Here is an 18961-nt window from a genome sequence, read left to right as displayed (position 1 = left end):
GAGAGTAACGCAAGCGCGATCAGGCTTCACTTTCGTAGCCTGGTTGCGCCTGCAACGGCAAGTACAGGGTGATGCAGGTGCCGCGCCCCTCGATGCCATCGGCGACGCTGATCCGCCCGCCATGGGCGCCGACCATGCCCTGACAGATCGCCAGGCCCAGCCCGGTGCCCTGCCCGCCTCGGTCGCCACGGGCGGCGGTGTAGAACATGTCGAAAATCTTCTCCCGCTCGTCCTGCGCAATCCCCGGTCCTTCGTCACTCACCGAGAAACACAGCTCGGTGTCGTCCGCCCAGGCACGCAATTGCAGGCGGCCATGGACGGGCGAAAACCGCGCGGCGTTTTCCAGCACGTTGATCAGCGCCTGTTCGATCAGCGCCGCATGCACGAACAGCAGCGGCAGCTCCCCCGGCACTTCAGTGCTGACCTGCAACGGCGCCAGCACAGCGCGCAGGCGATTGAGCGCACTGCCGACGATGTCCGCCGGTGACACCCAGTCCCGCGCCAGCTTCAACGCGCCGTGCCCGAGGCGGGTCATGTCCAGCAGGTTCTGAATGTAGCGATCCAGGCGTTCGGCTTCATCGCGGGTGCCTTCCAGCAGCTCACGGCGATCCTCCAGTGGAATGGCCTCGCCGAGGGCCAGCAGGCTATCGATGCTGCCGCGCATGGAGGTCAGAGGCGTGCGCAGATCGTGGGACACCGACGCCAGCAAGGCACTGCGCAGCTGCTCGGTTTCGCCGTGCAACCGTGCGGCTTCCAGGTCGTCGGCTAATTGTGCACGAGCCAGTGCCTGGGCCAGGGGCTGGCTTAATGCGGTCAACAGACGCCGACGCTGGCCGCTCAAGGTCTGGCCCTCTTTCGCGCATACACCGAGCAGCGCCAGCGGACCGTCCTCCACCGACAAGGGCCACCACCACCAACGGCCGAACGGCAACGTCCCGGTGCCAGCGCCTGCCGGTTGATCGTGTTGCCAGGCCCAGTCGGCGGCGGCACGTTCGGCTTCGGTGAATTCCAGCGGGCCACCGGTTTCGACTTTCCAGCCGCTCTGGCCGTCGCGGTTGAGCAGGCACACTTGCACATCGCTCCAGCCGTTGAGGTGCTGGGCCGCCGCGCTGACCACGGCCTGACGGTCGGTGGCCGCGGTGAGTTTGCGCGACAGGTCGAGCAGTTCGCTGGTCTCTTCCTGGGTGTCACGCAGGGCCTGCAATTGCCGGCGCTGGCGTGCCGCGAGGTTGCCGGTGAGGGCCGCCATCAGCAGGAAGAACAGCAAGGTCAGGACGTCTTCTTCGCGCTGGATACTGAAGGAAAAATTCGGCGGGATGAACAAAAAATCGTAGGTCAGGAACGACAACGCCGCACAGGCCAGTGCCGGGCCCAGACTGCTGCGCACCGCCACCAGCAACACGGCGGCGAGGAACACCAGCGAGATGTTCGGCAACGGCAGCACGCTCGCCACCGCCCAGGCCAGGGCGCTGGCCAACAGCGTCGCCACCACGGCCAGGGCGTAGTCGAACCAGACCAGCGACTGCATCGAACGCTGGCGTGGCTGATGCTGTTCATGCTCGGTGTCGAGCACGTTGATTTCCAGGCCGCGGGCATTGCGCAGCAGGCGCGCCGCCAAGCCACCACCGAACAGGCGACGGCGCAGGCGCGGCCGCGACTGGCCGACCAGCACCAGGCTGGCGCGGCGTTCGGCGGCGTGCTGGATCAGGGTTTTCGCCACCTCCCCGGCTCGCAGCAGCACCACTTCACCGCCGAGGCGTTCGGCCAGTTGCTGGGCGCTTTGCAGGCGCAGCCGCGACTGCTCGTCACGCAGGCTGCCGTTATCCACATGCACCAGACTCCACGGCAGATGCCGACGCTGGGCGACCCGGCTGGCGTGACGCACCAGGCGCTCGGCCTGGGCATCGCCATCGACGCCGACCAACAAGCGACCACGCACCGTTGGCGCCGCTTGCCCCATCTGGCGATAACCCTGGGTCAGGTCGTTATCGACCTGGGCGGCGGCCGTTTGCATCGCCAGTTCGCGCAAGGCGGTGAGGTTGGTCTGGGAGAAAAACGCATCGATCGCCGCCCGAGCCTGCTCCGGCACGTAGACCTTGCCGTCGCGCAGACGCTCGAGCAACTCCCGTGGCGGCAAGTCGATCAGCAGCAGTTCGTAGGCTTCCTGCAACACCCAGTCCGGCAGGGTTTCGCGCACTTGCACGCCGGTGATGCCGCGCACCTGATCATTGAGGCTTTCCAGGTGCTGGACATTGACCGTGGTGTACACGTCGATGCCGGCGGCGAGCAGTTCCTGAATGTCCTGCCAGCGTTTTTCGTGACGGCTGCCAGGGGCGTTGGTGTGGGCCAGTTCGTCCACCAGCACCAGCCTCGGTTTGGCTGCGAGCAGACCGTCGAGGTCCATTTCCTCGAGCTCCACGCCACGGTATGACGAGCGCACCAATGGCAGTTGCGGCAAGCCGCTGAGCAACGCTTCGGTCTCGGCGCGGCCATGGGTTTCGACCACGCCAACGACGACTTTCACGCCTTGGCGCAGTTGGGTGTGGGCGGCTTGCAGCATGGCGTAGGTCTTGCCAACACCCGGCGCGGCGCCGAGAAAGACCTTGAGCCGGCCACGGCCATCGCGGGGCAGGTCTGCTAACAGCGCGTCGGCGCGGCCGGAGTCGCTCATTTGTCTTTGCCTTGTTCGACTTAAGATTTGGGTGCGAGCTTTTGATCTACAGCTTTTCCAGCGCCAGGTTCAACTCAAGCACATTCACCACGGGCGGGCCTACCAACGGCTGCTCGATATGCGCATCCAGCAGGTTCTGCAGGGTCGCAACCGGCAGATTGCGCGCCGCTGCAACACGCGCCAGTTGATAGGCAATCGCCGCCGGTGGCAAGTGCGGATCGAGGCCGCTGCCGGAGGTGGTGACCAGTGCCAATGGCACCGGCCCCTGCCCTGGCACCTGGAGTTTGTTGGCATCATCGATCACCCGGGTGGCCAGGGCCGGATTGCTCGGCGACAGGTTGCTGGCGCTGCTCGACACGGTGGCAAAGGCACCGGCCGATGGCCGTGGGTGGAACCAGGCGTCGCCGACGAAATCCTGGGCAATCAGTGATGAGCCGCGAACCTTGCCGTCAGCATCGCGTACCAGGCTGCCATTGGCTTGATCCGGGAAGGCGACCTGGGCTACACCGGTGACTACCAGGGGATAGGCGACACCGGTGATCAGGGTCATCAGGACCAGCAGGCTCAGGGCCGGGCGTATCATTGTGGACATTTCAAAATCCTCGAATTCACAGAAAAACCTGTAGGAGCGAGCTTGCTCGCGAAGAACCAGAGAGCACTGCGTTCATCCAGACAGAACGCGTTATCGTTAACGCTCATCGCTAGCAAGCTAGCTCCTACAGAGGGATGTTTGTTCAAACCAGATGCAACGCCGTCAACAGCATGTCGATCGCCTTGATCCCCACGAACGGCACGACAATCCCGCCCAGCCCATAGATCAGCAGGTTGCGTCGCAGCAACGCCGCCGCACTCGCCGCCTGCACTCGCACACCGCGCAATGCCAGCGGAATCAGCACCACGATGATCAGGGCGTTGAACACGATCGCCGAGAGAATCGCGCTTTGCGGGCTGTGCAGCTGCATGACGTTCAACACGCCCAGTTGCGGGTAGATCGCCGCAAACAGGGCCGGCAGGATGGCGAAATACTTGGCCACGTCGTTGGCGATGGAAAAGGTCGTCAGCGCGCCGCGGGTCACCAGCAGTTCCTTGCCGATCTGCACCACGTCCAGCAGCTTGGTTGGGTCGCTGTCGAGGTCGACCATGTTCGCCGCCTCGCGCGCCGCCTGGGTCCCGTCGTTCATCGCCATGCCCACGTCCGCCTGGGCCAGGGCCGGGGCGTCGTTGGCACCGTCGCCGCACATGGCCACCAGGCGTCCGTCGTTTTGCTCGTGGCGGATGCGCGCCAGCTTTTTCTCCGGCGTGGCTTCGGCCAACACGTCGTCAACGCCCGCTTCAGCGGCAATCGCCGCAGCGGTCAGCGGGTTGTCCCCGGTGACCATGACCGTGCGGATCCCCAGTTTGCGCAGCTCGGCGAAACGCTCGCGGATGCCCGGCTTGACCACGTCCTTGAGATGGATCGCGCCGAGCAATTTACCGTCGGCACAGACCAGCAACGGCGTGCCGCCGCTCTGGGCGATCTTGTCGATTTCACGGGACAGCGCCGCAGCCAGCTCAGCGCGTTTGAGGCCAACGAACGCCAGCAACGAATCCACCGCACCCTTGCGATACACGCGGCCCTGATAGTCGACACCGGACAAGCGGGTTTCGGCACTGAACGGCACGGCTGTCAGCAGTTCGGCGGACGGCTCGGGCTGTGGATGAATGCCGCGCAAGTACTCGACGATGGACTTGCCTTCGGCGGTGTCGTCGGCCAGGGAAGCGAACAACGCACCCTCGGCCAGTTCCTTGCTGCTCACACCCGGCGCGGCATACACCGCCGAGCAACGACGGTTACCGAAGGTGATGGTGCCGGTCTTGTCGAGCAGCAGGACGTGCACGTCCCCCGCCGCCTCCACGGCGCGACCGGACTTGGCGATCACGTTCAGGCGCACCAGGCGATCCATGCCGGCGATACCGATGGCCGACAGCAGGCCGCCGATGGTGGTCGGGATCAGCGTGACCAACAAGGCCACCAGGAACACCAGCGGCAGGCTGCCGTTAGCGAAGTGGGCGAACGGTTGCAGGGTCACGACCACCAGCAGGAAGATCAACGTCAAGCCGATCAGCAGGATGTCGAGTGCCACTTCGTTCGGGGTTTTCTGGCGCTTGGCGCCTTCGACCAGGGCGATCATGCGGTCCAGGGTCGACTCGCCGGGATTGGCGGTGATCTTCACCAACAGCCAGTCAGACACCAATCGTGTGTTGCCGGTAACGGCCGAGCGGTCACCACCGGATTCACGAATCACCGGCGCCGATTCACCGGTGATCGCCGCTTCGTTGACCGCCGCGATGCCTTCGATCACTTCGCCGTCACCGGGGATCATCTCCCCCGCTTCAACGCGAACCACATCGCCCTTGCGCAGGTTGGCGGCCGGCACTACCTCAAAGGTGCCGTTGCTGGTCTTGCGTCGGGCGCTCAAGCCTTCGCTACCGGCCTTGAGGCTGTCGGCGCGGGCCTTGCCGCGACCTTCGGCCAGGGCCTCGGCGAAGTTGGCGAACAGCACGGTAAACCACAGCCACAGGGCAATTTGCGCGGCGACGAAGGTCGGCACCGCCGTGTCGGGAATGAAGCACAACACGGTGGTCAGGATCGCCGTCAGTTCGACCACCAGCATTACCGGCGCGCGCTGCAATTGCCGTGGATCGAGCTTGACGAAGGCTTGCACCAGCGCCGGGCGCCAGAGGGCCGAGATCGCGGTTTTTGGTTGTTCCGGCGCCTTGATGACGGCGGTTTTGCTTACAGGCATATTCATGATGAATTCCTTAGAAGCCCATGCTCAGATGTTCAGCAATCGGACCCAACGCCAGCGTCGGCAGGAAGGTCAAACCACCCACCAGCAAAATGGTCACGGTCAGCAGGGTCACGAACAACGGGCCGTGGGTAGGGAAGCTGTTCTGGCCAATCGGTGCGGTCTTCTTCATCGCCAGGCTGCCGGCCAAAGCCAGCACCGGCAGGATGTAGCCGAAGCGACCGATCAACATGCCCAGCCCCAGCATCAGGTTGTGGAACGCCGTGTTGGCGCCGAAGCCACCGAACGCCGAACCGTTGTTGGCACTCGCCGAGGTGTAGGCGTAGAGCAATTGGCTGAAACCATGGGCACCGGGGTTGCTCACAGCGGCCACGGGGCCTGGCAGGCTGGCGGCAATCGAACCGAGGACCAGCACGCCGATCGGCATGACCAGCAGGGTCACCACCAACAGCTGCACCTCGCGGGCCTGCAGTTTCTTGCCGAGGTATTCCGGGGTCCGGCCGATCATCAGGCCGGCGAGGAACACCGCGATCAGTACGTTGAGCAACATGCCGTAGAGTCCGGCACCGACGCCGCCGAAGATCACTTCGCCGACCATCATGTTGACCAGCGCGACCATGCCGCTGAGCGGATTGAGGCTGTCATGCATGCCATTGACCGAACCGTTCGAGGCCGCCGTGGTGGTCACCGACCACAGCACTGTCGCCGTGGTACCGAAACGCGCCTCCTTGCCTTCCAGCGGTGCGGTCTGTTCGACGACGACGTTGGCCAGGCTCGGGTTGGGCTGGTACTCGGCCCACAGCGAGGTCGCGCCGCCGATGAGGAACAGGGCGAGAATGCAGGCAATGATCGCGCGGCTCTGCCGCAGGTCCTTGACGTAATGGCCGAAGGTGAACACCAGCGCCACGGGAATCAGGATGATCGACGCCACTTCGAACAGGTTGCTCCAGGCCGTCGGATTCTCGAACGGATGCGCCGAGTTGACGCCGAAGAAGCCACCCCCGTTGGTACCCAGTTGCTTGATCGCAATCTGGCTGGCAGCCGGCCCCAGCGGGATCACCTGGTCGACGCCCTGCATCGTCAGCGCATTCACGTACTGTGCGAAGGTTTGCGGCACGCCCTGCCAGACCAGGTACAGCGCCAGCAGCAGGCACAACGGCAGCAGGCCGTAGAGGGTGGCGCGCGTCATGTCGACCCAGAAATTGCCCAGCGATGCCGTGGATTTGCGACCGATACCACGACACAGGGCAACGAGCACCGCCAGGCCGGTGGCGGCGCTGACGAAGTTCTGCACGGTGAGGCCGACCATCTGGCTCAGGTAGCTCAGCGATGCTTCGCCGCTGTAGGCCTGCCAGTTGGTGTTGGTCATGAAGCTGACGGCGGTGTTGAACGCCAGCGTCCACTCCTGGCCTGGGAGGTTTTGCGGGTTCAGTGGCAGGTGGTCCTGGAACAGCAGGATCGCGAACAGCAACAGGAAACCGGCGAGGTTGAAGGCGAGCAAGGCCAGGGTGTACTTCTGCCAGCTCTGCTCGGCCTGCGGATCGACGCCGGCCAGGCGATAACAACCGCGTTCGACAGGGCCCAGGATCGGCGTCAGCCAGGTGCGCTGGCCTTCCATGACCCTGTAGTAGAAACGCCCCAGGAACGGTGCCGGGACCAATACCAACGCAAAAAACGCCAGGATCAGCCAATAGTCATAACTGTGCATAGCCGCTCCTAGTTCCGGTCCGCGCGCAACAGCGCAACCAACAGATAAATGAACAGTCCCACTGCCAGCAGCAGTGACACTCCGTCCAGAACGCTCATGGAAGTTCTCCGTGTTACGGCGTAGCGCCGCGTGTGGAGGTATTGTCGGCAGGGAGGCTGTAAAGGAACGAGACCGAGGGCGCGCGCGGGGCATAAAGAAAGCGTAAAGAGTGGGTTTACGCCTTGGTTACAGCGTTGTCCTGGTGGGCCTCTACGCGAGCAAGCCCGCTCCCACAGGGATATGCGTTCCCCCAGACACTGCAAGAACCTGTGGGAGCGGGCTTGCTCGCGAAGGGGGCATAACAGGCAACATCGCAGGGGTGATCGAAGCAGAACAGGCATAGAATGGAACCACTGCGAAATCCAATCGCTCAAAGTGGTATGCACGTTCGGCAGGCGAAAACCCTCGACCGCCGACCGGCTTTCAAGGAGGTCCCATGCCCTGGTATGCCTGGTTGATTCTGATAGTTGCCATTGGCTCTATCGTTGGCGGTCTGATGATGCTGCGCGACACCGCCAACAAGGTTGAGCTGACCGATGAACAGCGCAAACGCGTCGCCGAACGCAATGCGGAAATGGACGCCAAGGAAGCGCAGGACCGCTAGCGGCGAAATCGTCCGAATCCGTGCTTGGCGTTCGGACGATTTTTCTGCGGTTGCCCCGATTCAGGTCAACGAGCAACGATCGAAGAACCGCTCGCGCTCCAGCGCCATCAATGCTGCGCGCTTGTGTGGAAAGTCGAATTCCTTCTGGCAATAAAACCCCTGTCCCTGCATGTGGCCGATCATCTTCGCGTTGTCGGCACGGGGCTCGGCGACCACCCGCTGGGTTCGTGGATCATCGAGAAACAGGTAGTGCACCAGCGCCGATAGCCAGCTCGCCACCTTGTGCGGCCCCCGATGCTGTTCTTCCCCCACCAGCATATGAATGCCACGGTCGTGATCACCCGCGTCATAGAACGGCGCGATGCGGTCTTCCTTGGCCCAGTAGGCTTCGAAGTAGGCAAACGGCTGATCGTCGAAACACCCGATCAAGGTCAGGGTATGGGGATCGGCCTGGAGTTTGCCCAGGTACTCTCGATGCTGCTCGAGACTGCCCTGCTCCTGCCAGAAACTTGCGACTCGCGGGCTGTTCTGCCAGCGATTGAAACGCGCAAGATCCTTGTCGATGTCCACGGTGCGCAGGGAAATCCAGGCTCCCAGCCGGGCATCGAAACGCCGATACACCTCGCCCCCTGGCTTCGGCGGGCGCAACGGGTGACGCTTGCCGGTGCTGATGACCATCTGCTGCGGGTAACAGCCCGTCAGTGCGTCCCCCAGCCACGGCTGCGGCAACTGCCAGAACAGCGCGCGTTCGCTATGGTACTGGCCGGCCGTTTCGGTAGCGACCAACAATCCGCTGAGCAAGGCTTCAGGTGGCGCTTCATCCAGTTGCCAGACCAGATGCTTGCAGGCTGGGTCACGGGCGAACATCCAGTAGCAAGCGGCCCAGACGGCTCGGTTGTCGAGCAGTCGAGTGCCCTCGCGCAATTGCAACAGCACCTCGGGCTCGCAAGTCAGGTTCAGCTGGATCAGCGGCTGGCCTTCAAGACTCAGGCTCAGTCCGGTTTCGGTTTCATCGGCTACGAGACGGCTGCCGTTTGGTAAAGGCAGGACATTCGGATTGGACATGGGTCGGGCTCACGATTCGTCGACAGGTGATCGGTTGACGTGAGCCGAGCCGGGAAATTTAAGCGACAGCCTCCGATACGCGACCTGCGGTGCCCGCTCAGTTAGCTGGCGCCGGCAAGACTGCAATTTTATAGGGGTCGAAAATCTTCAGCATCTGGCCGTTGTCCCGCAACCCTTGCAGCAACTTGCCGAAGGCCTCGCCGCTGATCGGCGCGGCCGGGCGAAGAATGGCGTAGTGGTGATAGATCTGGTCGACGCGCTCGGACACCAGCAACTCCCTGGCGACTTGCTGGTTGCGCAGAAAGTAGTCGCTCAGGTAAGACCGTGTCACCAAGGCGACATCGGCGCGCCCACGCAGCACCATCAGCAGATTGCTGTCATGGGAGTAGGTCGATGTGGCGTTGTAGTGAGTGGCGAGATACTTGGGATCGGCATTGAAGTTGGCGAACTCGTAGTGGTACCCGCTGAACAACGCCAGGCGCTTGCCGCTGAGGTTGCTGAAGTAACTTTGCTGACGCTCCGGCAGGCGTTGCGCGACAAAAATTTCGGCATCTTCCAGGCCCATGTCAACGCTGGTATGGGGAATGTCCTTCCAGCCCCAGTCGGGGTTTTCGAAGATCGCCATGTCCACCCGGCCTTGCTTGAAGTCGCCGAAACGGCGGGGAATGGAGGTGGGTACCAACACGAACCGGTAGTCGCTTTGCAGGGTGTTGAGGGCCTCGACCAATTGCGGCAACAGCCCGGTGTCGGCCCCGGATTCCGGGCGCACCGTGTAGGGTGGAAAGTGTGCGGCACCGATGCGCACCAGTTGTGCGGCCTGGGTCGGCAGAACTGATAACGCCGCGACCACCGCCAATAAAAGTCGCGAAGCCGTCCGAATTGGCGAAGACATCAAAACAACCCACTCCCCGAAATACTGCATCAATGCATTCAAGCTAGGCGGTTTCGCCCAGTTAGCCAGTTTCCTGCCGACCCGCACACCCGCCCTACTTGCCCTCGAGTACCAGAATCAGGGCCTCCTCGGCCAGTTGATCGAGGCTCATGCTGCCACCGGCGCGAAACCAGGTGGTGGTCCAGGACAACGCCCCGGTCAGGAAGCGCCGGGTGATGAACACATCGCCGCGGATAAAACCGGCGCTCTTGGCTTCACCCAGCACCTGCAGCCAGATGTCCTCATAGATGTCGCGCAACGCCAGGACTTTGCCCTGCCCCTCCTCGGACAGCGATCGCCATTCGTAGACCAGCACGGCCATGGCCTCGCCACTGCCGCCCATGATCGACTGCAATTCGCAGCGGATCAGCGCCAGCACCCGCTCGCGCACGTCGCCCGCCTCGGCAATGGCGGCCCGCATCAACGCGGTGTTGTAGCGAATGGTCTCCTCCATCACCGCCCGCAGGATCTCGTCCTTGCTCTTGAAGTGATGAAAAATGCTCCCCGACTGGATGCCCACGGCACCGGCCAGATCCCGCACGGTCGTGCGTTCATAGCCTTTGTGGCGAAACAGGTGGGCCGCCACTTGCAGCAGCTTGCCACGGGCGCTGTCGGGGTCGGTCAATTGCCCGCTGTCGACCAACTCGCGCATGACGCTCAAGGCTTTTTGCTCATCCACCCGTTCTCTCCTACAGTCGATCAGTCCAATGCCACGCTCCCCGCGAAAACATTGGGGTTGCGCTGGCAATTTAAGCAACTGGCGACGACCAAGCAAGCGCTCGGGCAGAAGATAGTTCAGCCGTTTACAAACCAAGCGCTTGCTTGGTAGTCTCGAAGCACTGTTGCCGGAGGTGGTTATGGAGTTGACTGCGCCAAGAACGATTCGCATTGGTTGTGCCAGCGCCTTCTGGGGCGACACCTCGACCGCCGCCGCGCAACTGGTGGAAGGTGGGCACCTGGACTATCTGGTCTTCGACTACCTGGCCGAAATCACCCTGTCGATCATGGCGGGCGCACGGATGAAAGCCCCTGAGGCCGGGTACGCCACTGACTTCGTCGAAGTCCTTGCTCCACTGCTGCCCCAACTCACCGAACAAAAGATCCGCGTCATCAGCAATGCCGGCGGGGTCAATCCACAAGCCTGTGCCGCGGCCCTGCAAGCGGCCTGCGACAAGGCCGGCGTCGCCCTGAAGATCGCCGTCCTGCTGGGCGATGACCTGCAACCGCAGTTCAAGCAGCTGAGCAACCTTGGCATTCATGAAATGTTCAGTGGCGTCCCCCTGCCGCCGATGTGCGTCTCGACCAACGCCTACCTTGGCGCGCCCGGCATCGTCGAAGCCCTTCGCCTGGGCGCGGACATCGTGATCACCGGGCGCGTGGTTGACAGCGCCGTGGTCAGTGCCGCGCTGGTGCATGAGTTCGGATGGTCGTGGCACGACTACGACAAGCTGGCCCAGGCGGCGCTGGCCGGGCACATCATCGAATGCGGCGCGCAATGCACCGGCGGCAATTTCACCGATTGGCGCGATGTACCCGACTATGAGCACATTGGCTTTCCCATCGTTGAAGTCAGCGCCGACAGCCAGTTCATCGTCAGCAAGCCCGAAGGCAGCGGCGGACTGGTCTCGCCTCTGACCGTGGGCGAACAGATGCTTTATGAGATTGGCGACCCGCGGGCCTACCTGTTGCCCGACGTGGTCTGCGATTTCACCCAGGCCAGACTCGTGCAGCAAGGCCGCAACGCGGTCCGGGTGCATGGCGCAAAGGGCTTGCCGCCCACCGCCCAGTACAAGGTCAGTGCCACCTACCCGGACGGCTTCCGCTGCACCGCCAGTTGCCTGATCGCCGGGATTGATGCAATGGACAAGGCCCGGCGTGTCAGTGAAGCGATCATCAACAAGACCTCGCAGATGTTCAGCCAGCGCGGCTGGGCGCCCTACAGCGAGGTGAATATCGAGCTGCTCGGCAGTGAAGCCACCTACGGCCCCCACGGCCAGCGCCAGGACAGCCGCGAAGTGGTGATCAAGCTCGCCGTGCGCCATCCGCACAAACAGGCCTTGATCCTGTTCTCCCGGGAAATCGCCCAGGCCGCCACAGGCATGGCGCCGGGGCTGACCGGCATCGTCGGCGGACGGCCGACGGTGTATCCGCTGATCCGCTTGTTTTCGTTCCTGATCGACAAAAAAGCCTGCACGCTGGAAATTGATCTCATGGGCCAGCGCCACCCTTGCGCCCTGCCCGCCCTCGATGTGCTCGACAGCGCCGACTTGCCGGTGCCGTTCGAGCCACCCAGGCCTTCGGGCCCGGCCGACGCCAGCGTCGCCCTGGTCAAGCTCGCGGTCGCTCGCTCGGGTGACAAGGGCAACCACAGCAACATCGGCGTCATGGCCCGCGACCCGCAGTACCTGCCGTGGATCGCCGAGGCCCTGACCCCGGAGGTGATCGTCGACTGGATGAGCCACGTCCTCGACCCGATCCACGGGCGTGTCGAGCGTTGGTATTTGCCCGCCACCCACAGCCTGAATTTCCTCCTGGAAAACGCCTTGGGTGGCGGTGGCGTGGCCAGCCTGCGGATCGATCCGCAGGGCAAGGCGTTCGCCCAGCAGTTGCTGGAAATCCAGATTCCGGTGCCTCAGCGCATCGCCGACCAGGTCAACTAGAGGATTGCCGCCATGGCCTACGATTCGATTTTCAAAGCCGATGTGTTTGCCGGCCAGACCATCATCGTCACCGGTGGCGGCAGTGGCATCGGCCGTTGTACCGCTCATGAGCTGGCAGCCCTCGGCGCCCATGTGCTGCTGGTCGGGCGCAAGGCCGACAAGCTGAAAACCGTCGCCGCCGAAATTGCCGAAGATGGCGGCAGGGCTGACTGGAGCACCTGCGATATCCGTGAGGAAGAAGCGGTCACGCACCTGGTCAGTGAACTGATCCGCAAGCACGGCCCGATTCACGGCCTGGTCAACAACGCTGGCGGCCAGTACCCGTCGCCGCTGGCCTCGATCAACCAGAAGGGTTTCGAAACGGTGATGCGCACCAATCTGCTCGGCGGATTCCTGATGGCCCGGGAAGTGTTCAACCAGTCCATGAGCAAACACGGCGGCGCCATCGTCAACATGCTCGCCGACATGTGGGGCGGCATGCCCGGCATGGGCCACTCGGGCGCGGCGCGCTCGGGCATGGACAACCTGACCAAGACCGCGGCCTTCGAATGGGGTCATGCCGGGGTCCGGGTCAACGCCGTCGCGCCGGGCTGGATCGCGTCCAGCGGCATGGACACCTACGAAGGGGCGTTCAAGGCAGTGATTCCGACCTTGCGCGAACACGTGCCACTCAAGCGCATTGGTACGGAATCGGAAGTCAGCGCGGCGATCGTTTTCCTGCTCAGCCCGGCCGCGGCGTTCATCAGCGGCAGCACCCTGCGCATCGACGGCGCGGCCAGCCTCGGCGGGCGGGCCTGGCCGATCCACAAGGCGACCCACAGCGAGTCGTACAACGGCTTTCACCGCGCGTACATACCTGATGTCCTCAAGGACAAGGAATAACCCATGCCGGTGATTCAGTCGCAACTCGATCCCCACGGCGAACAATTTTCCCGCCACCGCGCGGCAATGCTGGACGCCGTCGAGCATCTGCGCCGCCTTGAACAGACCCTGCTGGACAAGGCGGCCGAGGCCAAACCCAAGTTCGAAAAACGCGCTCAATTGCTGCCCCGGGAACGCCTCAACCTGTTGCTCGACCCCGGCGCACCGTTTCTCGAACTGGCCAGCCTGGCCGGCTACAAGTTGCACGACGACAAGGACGGCAGCTCGGCCGGTGGCGGCTTGATCGCCGGGATCGGTTACGTGTCGGGGGTAAGGGTGCTGGTGGTGGCGAACAATAGTGCGATCAAGGGCGGCACCATTTCCCCCTCGGGACTGAAAAAGTCCCTGCGCCTGCAACAGATCGCCCTGGAAAACAAACTACCGGTGATTACCCTGGCCGAGAGCGGCGGCGCCAACCTCAATTACGCAGCGGAGATTTTCGTCGAAGGCGCGCGCAGCTTTGCCAACCAGGCGCGCATGTCGGCCATGGGCCTGCCACAGATTACCGTGGTCCACGGCTCGGCGACGGCAGGCGGCGCCTATCAACCGGGGCTGTCGGACTATGTGGTGGTGGTACGCGGCAAAGCCAAGCTGTTCCTGGCCGGCCCGCCACTGTTGAAAGCGGCCACCGGAGAAGTCGCCACTGACGAGGAGCTGGGTGGCGCCGAGATGCACGCGCAAATCGCCGGCACCGCCGAATACCTGGCCGAGAGCGATGCCGACGCAGTGCGCCTGGTGCGCGAGATCGTCAGCCTGCTGCCTTGGAATGCGCGCTTGCCGGTATTGCCTGCCAGGCAATGGCAGGAGCCGCTCTACCCCATCGACGAATTGCTGGGCCTGATCCCGGATGACCCGAAAAAACCTTACGACGTGCGCGAGATCGTCGCCCGTATCGCCGACGGCTCGAACTTCCTCGAATTCAAGGCCGAGTTCGATCAGCAGACTGTTTGCGGCCAACTGAACATCCAGGGGTACGCCTGCGGGTTCATCGGCAACAACGGTCCGATCACGCCCAAGGGCGCGAGCAAGGCGGCGCAATTCATTCAGCTGTGCGACCAGAGCCAGACGCCGCTGCTGTTTTTCCACAACACCACCGGGTTCATGGTCGGCACCGAATCGGAGCAGCAAGGGGTGATCAAGCACGGCGCCAAGATGATCCAGGCGGTGGCCAATGCCCGGGTGCCTAAACTGACCGTCGTGGTGGGTGGCTCCTATGGCGCCGGCAACTACGCGATGTGCGGCCGTGGCCTGGACCCGCGTTTCATCTTCGCCTGGCCTAACAGCCGCACCGCCGTGATGGGCGGCGCCCAGGCCGGCAAGGTGCTGCGCATCGTCACCGAGGCCAAGCAAGCCAAGGCCGGCCTGGTGCCCGACGCGAAAATGCTCGACATGCTCGAACAGGTCACCGCACAGAAACTCGACAGCCAGTCCACGGCGCTGTATGGCAGCGCCAATCTGTGGGACGACGGCCTGATCGATCCACGGGACACCCGGACCCTGCTCGGTTACTTGCTGGATATCTGTCACGAGGCCCAGGTGCGGCCGCTGCAAGCCAACAGTTTTGGTGTAGCCCGGTTCTAATCAGGAGAACAATAAGAATGATCTTCACCCAGGAACACGAAGCACTGCGTCGCACCGTTCGCCAATTCGTCGATCACGAGATCAACCCGCACGTCGAGGCATGGGAAAAGGCCGGGCGCTTTCCGATCCACGAGATCTTTCGCAAGGCCGGCGACCTCGGCCTGCTGGGCATTTCCAAACCGGAAAAATTCGGCGGCATGGGCCTGGACTACAGCTACTCGATCGTCGCCGCCGAAGAGTTCGGCACCATTCATTGCGGCGGGATTCCCATGTCGATCGGCGTGCAGACCGACATGTGCACCCCGGCCCTCGCCCGCTTCGGCTCCGATGAGTTGCGCGATGAGTTCCTGCGCCCGGCCATCAGCGGCGAGCAGGTCGGCTGTATCGGCGTCTCCGAAGTCGGCGCCGGCTCCGACGTGGCCGGCTTGAAAACCAACGCGCGCAAGGACGGCGACGACTACGTGATCAACGGCAGCAAGATGTGGATCACCAACTCGCCGAGCGCCGACTTCATCTGCCTGCTGGCCAACACTTCGGACGACAAGCCGCACATCAACAAATCGCTGATCATGGTGCCGATGAACAGCCCCGGCATCAGCCTCAGCTCGCACCTGGATAAACTGGGCATGCGTAGCTCGGAAACCGCCCAGGTGTTTTTCGACAACGTGCGGGTGCCACAGCGCAACCGCATCGGTCATGAAGGCGCGGGGTTCATGATGCAGATGCTGCAGTTCCAGGAGGAACGCCTGTTCGGTGCGGCCAACATGATCAAGGGCCTGGAGTATTGCGTCGACAGCACCATCGAGTACTGCAAGGAGCGCAAGACCTTCGGCAGTGCGCTGATCGACAACCAGGTCATTCACTTTCGCCTGGCCGAACTGCAAACCGAGATCGAATGTCTGCGGGCGTTGGTCTATCAAGCCACCGAGCAGTACATCAAGGGCAAGGACGTTACGCGCCTGGCGTCCATGGCCAAGCTCAAGGCCGGTCGCCTGGGCCGCGAGGTCAGCGACAGCTGCCTGCAGTACTGGGGCGGCATGGGCTTCATGTGGGACAACCCGGTGGCCCGCGCCTACCGCGATGTGCGCCTGGTATCGATAGGCGGCGGCGCGGACGAAATCATGCTGGGGATCATCTGCAAGCTCATGGGCATCCTGCCGGGGAAAAAACCATGAGCCCCCTGCCGGCTTGCCAGACCCTGCTGCTCGACCTGCACAACGCTGTGCTGCACATCACCCTCAATCGTCCGGACAGCCGTAACGCCATGAGTTTGCAAATGGTCAGCGAACTGCGTGCGGTGCTGGCGGCGGTGCACGCTGACCGGGGGGTTCGGGCCCTGGTGATCGGCGGTGCCGGCGGGCATTTCTGCGCCGGCGGCGACCTCAAGGACATGGCCAACGCGCGCGCCCAGGGCCCGAGCGCGCACCGCGATCTGAATCGACTGTTCGGTGCGTTGCTGCAGGAAGTGCAGCACGCGCCGCAGGTGGTGATCACCGTCTTGCAAGGCGCGGTGCTCGGTGGCGGCTTCGGTCTGGCCTGTGTCAGCGATATTGCCCTGGCCGATCACCAGGCGCAGTTCGGCCTGCCGGAAACCAGCCTCGGCCTGTTGCCGGCGCAGATCGCGCCGTTCGTGGTCCAGCGCATCGGCCTGACCCACGCGCGCCGCCTGGCCCTGACGGCGGCACGTTTCGACGGCACCCAGGCGCGGCGGATGGGATTGGTGCATTTTGTCGAGCACGATGCGCAGGCGTTGGCCGAGCGCCTCGATGAGGTGCTGGCCCATGTGCTGTGTTGTGCGCCTGGGTCGAATGCGGCAACCAAGAAACTGTTGCTGGCGAGTGTGGGGCAGCCTTCGGATGAGCTGCTGGATCAGGCGGCTGAGTGGTTCAGCGAAGCGGTGACGGGGGCTGAAGGCATCGAGGGCACCATGGCTTTTGTGCAAAAGCGCAAACCGGGGTGGGCCCTGTAGGAGCTGGCTTGCCAGCGAAGAGGCCCTGACATTCACCGCACACCAAAGGGAATGAAACATGCCCGGATTCAACAAAATCCTGATCGCCAACCGCGGTGAAATCGCCTGCCGCATCCAGCGCACCGCCCAGGCCTTGGGCTACCGCACCGTCGCCGTCTTCAGCGATGCCGACGCCGATGCCCTGCACGTGCACTTGGCCGACGAAGCGGTAAACATCGGCCCGGCCCCGGTACAGCAGTCCTTCCTGAACATCGAGGCAATCATCGAGGCGGCCCGACGTACCGGGGCCGACGCCATCCACCCGGGCTACGGCTTCCTCTCGGAAAACGCCGGTTTCTCCCGCGCCTGCCAAAACGCCGGCATCACCTTCATCGGCCCCAGCCCCGAAGCCATCGAACTGATGGGCAGCAAACGACTGTCGAAACTCACCATGCTCAACGCGGGTGTGCCCTGCATCGAGGGTTACCAGGGTGCCGAACAGGATGATGCGACCCTCATCCGCGAAGCCGACCGCATCGGCTTCCCAGTGATGATCAAGGCCAGCGCCGGCGGTGGCGGGCGCGGCATGCGCCTGGTGCACAACGCCGGCGAGTTGCTGGCACAGATCCGCACTGCACGCTCCGAAGCGCTGCATGGATTCGGCAGCGATGAACTGATCCTCGAACAGGCGTTGATCGACCCGCGTCACGTCGAGGTTCAACTGTTCGGCGACCAACAGGGCAACCTGATCTACCTCGGCGAGCGCGACTGCTCCATCCAGCGCCGCCATCAGAAAGTCATCGAGGAAGCACCCTGCCCGGTGATGACCGCCGAACTGCGCCAGGCCATGGGCGAAGCAGCGCTCAAGGCCGGTCGCGCAGTGAATTACGTCGGCGCCGGCACCGTGGAATTCCTGCTGGATGCGCGCGGGAAATTCTATTTCCTGGAAATGAATACCCGGTTGCAGGTGGAACACCCGGTCACCGAACTGATCACCGGGCTGGATCTGGTGGCCTGGCAACTGCACGTCGCCCAAGGGCTGCCGTTGCCGTTGCGCCAGGAGCAGGTGCAACTCAGCGGTCACGCCATGGAAGTGCGCTTGTACGCCGAAGACCCGGCCCAGGGCTTTGTCCCGCAAACCGGGCGCATCGCCTGCTGGGAACCGGCGCTGCAAAACGGCGTGCGCATCGACCATGGATTGATGGAAGGGCAACACGTCGGCCCCTTCTATGATTCGATGCTGGGCAAGATCATCGCCCACGGTGCGACCCGTGAAGAAGCCCGGCGCAAGTTGCTGAGGGCGGTGCAGGACAGCGTCCTGCTGGGCCTGCCGAGCAATCAGCGCTTGCTGGCCAACCTGCTGGAACATCCGCGGTTCATCAGTGGCGAATTCAGCACCGGGTTCATTGCGACGCATTTCGCCGACCATCCCTGCCTGCAGCCCCCTGAACCCAGTGCAGAAGAATTGGCGATTGCAGCGGCGTTGTTCTATCACGCCTGCGCACGGATTCATCCCGCCACGCTCGCCGGTTGGCGCAACAACGCCAGTGTGCCGCTGCACTACTGCATCGGCCTGGGGGATCAGGACTGGCCCGTGCAATTCACCGCGATGCCTGGGCAACCCTACCGGATACAAGTCGCCGCACAGGTGCTCAACCTGAACGTTATCCAGTGCGACGGTCGTTGGGCCACCCTGGAAATCGACGGTATCCGCCAGCGTCATGCCTACCGTCTGGAAGGCGGACAACTCTGGCTGTTCACCCGCCCCGGCAGCCTGCAGCTGCTGGATCGCACCCAAGCGCCGGCCTGCAGCCAGGTCAGCATCAGCTCCGGCACCCTCAAGGCGCCCATGGACGGTGCGGTCATCGACGTTCTGGTCAGTGAAGGCAGCCAGGTCAGCAAAGGCCAATTGCTGGTGGTGCTGGAAGCCATGAAAATGGAGCACCCGCTCAAGGCGGGCATCGACGGCGTGCTCAAGCGTTTGCAGGTGCAGGTCGGCGACCAGGTGAAAAACCGGCAAATTCTGCTGGAAGTCGAATAAGCG

15 protein-coding genes are annotated in these 18961 nt (G+C 63.4%); 7 read left to right on the top strand and 8 right to left on the bottom strand.

Features of this window, described 5'->3' with window-relative positions:
- Nucleotides 1-19 precede the first annotated feature (19 nt).
- From ACYP2Q_RS15875 to kdpF, 5 genes are all read right to left on the bottom strand, one after another.
- The gene (locus ACYP2Q_RS15875; protein ID WP_459731310.1) at nucleotides 20-2671 is read right to left on the bottom strand and encodes a DUF4118 domain-containing protein; all 2652 of its coding nucleotides are present in this window, start codon (nucleotides 2669-2671) and stop codon (nucleotides 20-22) included.
- A 46-nt stretch (nucleotides 2672-2717) separates the two neighbouring features.
- Entirely contained in the window at nucleotides 2718-3263 is a 546-nt protein-coding gene (gene kdpC, locus ACYP2Q_RS15870; RefSeq protein WP_459731309.1) for a potassium-transporting ATPase subunit KdpC, read from the bottom strand.
- A 142-nt stretch (nucleotides 3264-3405) separates the two neighbouring features.
- Nucleotides 3406-5463: a potassium-transporting ATPase subunit KdpB gene (gene kdpB / locus ACYP2Q_RS15865; protein ID WP_459731308.1), complete on the bottom strand. Its 2058-nt coding sequence runs from the start codon at nucleotides 5461-5463 to the stop codon at nucleotides 3406-3408.
- A gap of 10 nt (nucleotides 5464-5473) precedes the next feature.
- Nucleotides 5474-7168 (bottom strand): potassium-transporting ATPase subunit KdpA, encoded by a 1695-nt coding sequence (gene kdpA, locus ACYP2Q_RS15860; RefSeq protein ID WP_459731307.1) that lies wholly within the window; start codon nucleotides 7166-7168, stop codon nucleotides 5474-5476.
- A gap of 8 nt (nucleotides 7169-7176) precedes the next feature.
- Nucleotides 7177-7266 carry a K(+)-transporting ATPase subunit F gene (gene kdpF, locus ACYP2Q_RS15855; RefSeq protein ID WP_007899818.1) on the bottom strand — a complete coding sequence of 30 codons (90 nt, stop codon included), beginning with the start codon at nucleotides 7264-7266 and terminating at the stop codon, nucleotides 7177-7179.
- Nucleotides 7267-7643: 377 nt separating this feature from the next.
- On the opposite strand from kdpF, the gene ACYP2Q_RS15850 reads away from it, so the two are divergent.
- Complete coding sequence (locus tag ACYP2Q_RS15850; protein WP_080943056.1) at nucleotides 7644-7811, top strand: DUF2897 family protein; 168 nt, start codon at nucleotides 7644-7646, stop codon at nucleotides 7809-7811.
- Nucleotides 7812-7871: 60 nt separating this feature from the next.
- Here the strand turns inward: ACYP2Q_RS15850 and ACYP2Q_RS15845 are convergent, their stop codons facing one another.
- From ACYP2Q_RS15845 to ACYP2Q_RS15835, 3 genes are all read right to left on the bottom strand, one after another.
- Nucleotides 7872-8876, bottom strand: coding sequence for a GNAT family N-acetyltransferase (locus ACYP2Q_RS15845; protein WP_459731305.1), 1005 nt, complete (start codon nucleotides 8874-8876; stop codon nucleotides 7872-7874).
- A 97-nt stretch (nucleotides 8877-8973) separates the two neighbouring features.
- Complete coding sequence (locus tag ACYP2Q_RS15840) at nucleotides 8974-9768, bottom strand: substrate-binding periplasmic protein (RefSeq protein ID WP_459731304.1); 795 nt, start codon at nucleotides 9766-9768, stop codon at nucleotides 8974-8976.
- A gap of 94 nt (nucleotides 9769-9862) precedes the next feature.
- The gene (locus ACYP2Q_RS15835; protein ID WP_459731303.1) at nucleotides 9863-10486 is read right to left on the bottom strand and encodes a TetR/AcrR family transcriptional regulator; all 624 of its coding nucleotides are present in this window, start codon (nucleotides 10484-10486) and stop codon (nucleotides 9863-9865) included.
- Nucleotides 10487-10664: 178 nt separating this feature from the next.
- On the opposite strand from ACYP2Q_RS15835, the gene ACYP2Q_RS15830 reads away from it, so the two are divergent.
- The 6 genes from ACYP2Q_RS15830 to ACYP2Q_RS15805 are packed head-to-tail and all read left to right on the top strand — an operon-like array spanning nucleotide 10665 to nucleotide 18958.
- Nucleotides 10665-12467, top strand: a complete 1803-nt coding sequence (locus ACYP2Q_RS15830) for an acyclic terpene utilization AtuA family protein (protein WP_459731302.1) — start codon at nucleotides 10665-10667, stop codon at nucleotides 12465-12467.
- 12 nt (nucleotides 12468-12479) lie between these two features.
- Nucleotides 12480-13349: an SDR family oxidoreductase gene (locus ACYP2Q_RS15825; protein WP_459731301.1), complete on the top strand. Its 870-nt coding sequence runs from the start codon at nucleotides 12480-12482 to the stop codon at nucleotides 13347-13349.
- Nucleotides 13350-13352: 3 nt separating this feature from the next.
- A complete protein-coding gene (gene atuC / locus ACYP2Q_RS15820) occupies nucleotides 13353-14969 on the top strand; it encodes a geranyl-CoA carboxylase subunit beta (protein WP_459731300.1) in 1617 nt (538 codons plus the stop codon).
- A 17-nt stretch (nucleotides 14970-14986) separates the two neighbouring features.
- Entirely contained in the window at nucleotides 14987-16144 is a 1158-nt protein-coding gene (gene atuD, locus ACYP2Q_RS15815; protein WP_459731299.1) for a citronellyl-CoA dehydrogenase, read from the top strand.
- Complete coding sequence (locus ACYP2Q_RS15810; protein WP_459731298.1) at nucleotides 16141-16938, top strand: enoyl-CoA hydratase/isomerase family protein; 798 nt, start codon at nucleotides 16141-16143, stop codon at nucleotides 16936-16938. Before atuD ends, ACYP2Q_RS15810 begins: the two co-directional genes overlap by 4 nt.
- A 58-nt stretch (nucleotides 16939-16996) precedes the next feature.
- The gene (locus ACYP2Q_RS15805; protein ID WP_459731297.1) at nucleotides 16997-18958 is read left to right on the top strand and encodes an acetyl/propionyl/methylcrotonyl-CoA carboxylase subunit alpha; all 1962 of its coding nucleotides are present in this window, start codon (nucleotides 16997-16999) and stop codon (nucleotides 18956-18958) included.
- Nucleotides 18959-18961 lie beyond the last annotated feature (3 nt).

It is taken from the genome of Pseudomonas sp. MHK4 (assembly GCF_054600775.1).
This window is presented reverse-complemented; position numbering and strand designations above follow the sequence as displayed.

What these genes read in the sequence shown, in the direction of transcription:
- ACYP2Q_RS15875 (WP_459731310.1), bottom strand. Translation starts at nt 2,671, where the DNA reads ATGAGCGACTCCGGCCGCGCCGACGCGCTGTTAGCAGACCTGCCCCGC.
- kdpC (WP_459731309.1), bottom strand. Translation starts at nt 3,263, where the DNA reads ATGTCCACAATGATACGCCCGGCCCTGAGCCTGCTGGTCCTGATGACC.
- kdpB (WP_459731308.1), bottom strand. Translation starts at nt 5,463, where the DNA reads ATGAATATGCCTGTAAGCAAAACCGCCGTCATCAAGGCGCCGGAACAA.
- kdpA (WP_459731307.1), bottom strand. Translation starts at nt 7,168, where the DNA reads ATGCACAGTTATGACTATTGGCTGATCCTGGCGTTTTTTGCGTTGGTA.
- kdpF (WP_007899818.1), bottom strand. Translation starts at nt 7,266, where the DNA reads ATGAGCGTTCTGGACGGAGTGTCACTGCTGCTGGCAGTGGGACTGTTC.
- ACYP2Q_RS15850 (WP_080943056.1), top strand. Translation starts at nt 7,644, where the DNA reads ATGCCCTGGTATGCCTGGTTGATTCTGATAGTTGCCATTGGCTCTATC.
- ACYP2Q_RS15845 (WP_459731305.1), bottom strand. Translation starts at nt 8,876, where the DNA reads ATGTCCAATCCGAATGTCCTGCCTTTACCAAACGGCAGCCGTCTCGTA.
- ACYP2Q_RS15840 (WP_459731304.1), bottom strand. Translation starts at nt 9,768, where the DNA reads ATGTCTTCGCCAATTCGGACGGCTTCGCGACTTTTATTGGCGGTGGTC.
- ACYP2Q_RS15830 (WP_459731302.1), top strand. Translation starts at nt 10,665, where the DNA reads ATGGAGTTGACTGCGCCAAGAACGATTCGCATTGGTTGTGCCAGCGCC.
- ACYP2Q_RS15825 (WP_459731301.1), top strand. Translation starts at nt 12,480, where the DNA reads ATGGCCTACGATTCGATTTTCAAAGCCGATGTGTTTGCCGGCCAGACC.
- atuC (WP_459731300.1), top strand. Translation starts at nt 13,353, where the DNA reads ATGCCGGTGATTCAGTCGCAACTCGATCCCCACGGCGAACAATTTTCC.
- atuD (WP_459731299.1), top strand. Translation starts at nt 14,987, where the DNA reads ATGATCTTCACCCAGGAACACGAAGCACTGCGTCGCACCGTTCGCCAA.
- ACYP2Q_RS15810 (WP_459731298.1), top strand. Translation starts at nt 16,141, where the DNA reads ATGAGCCCCCTGCCGGCTTGCCAGACCCTGCTGCTCGACCTGCACAAC.
- ACYP2Q_RS15805 (WP_459731297.1), top strand. Translation starts at nt 16,997, where the DNA reads ATGCCCGGATTCAACAAAATCCTGATCGCCAACCGCGGTGAAATCGCC.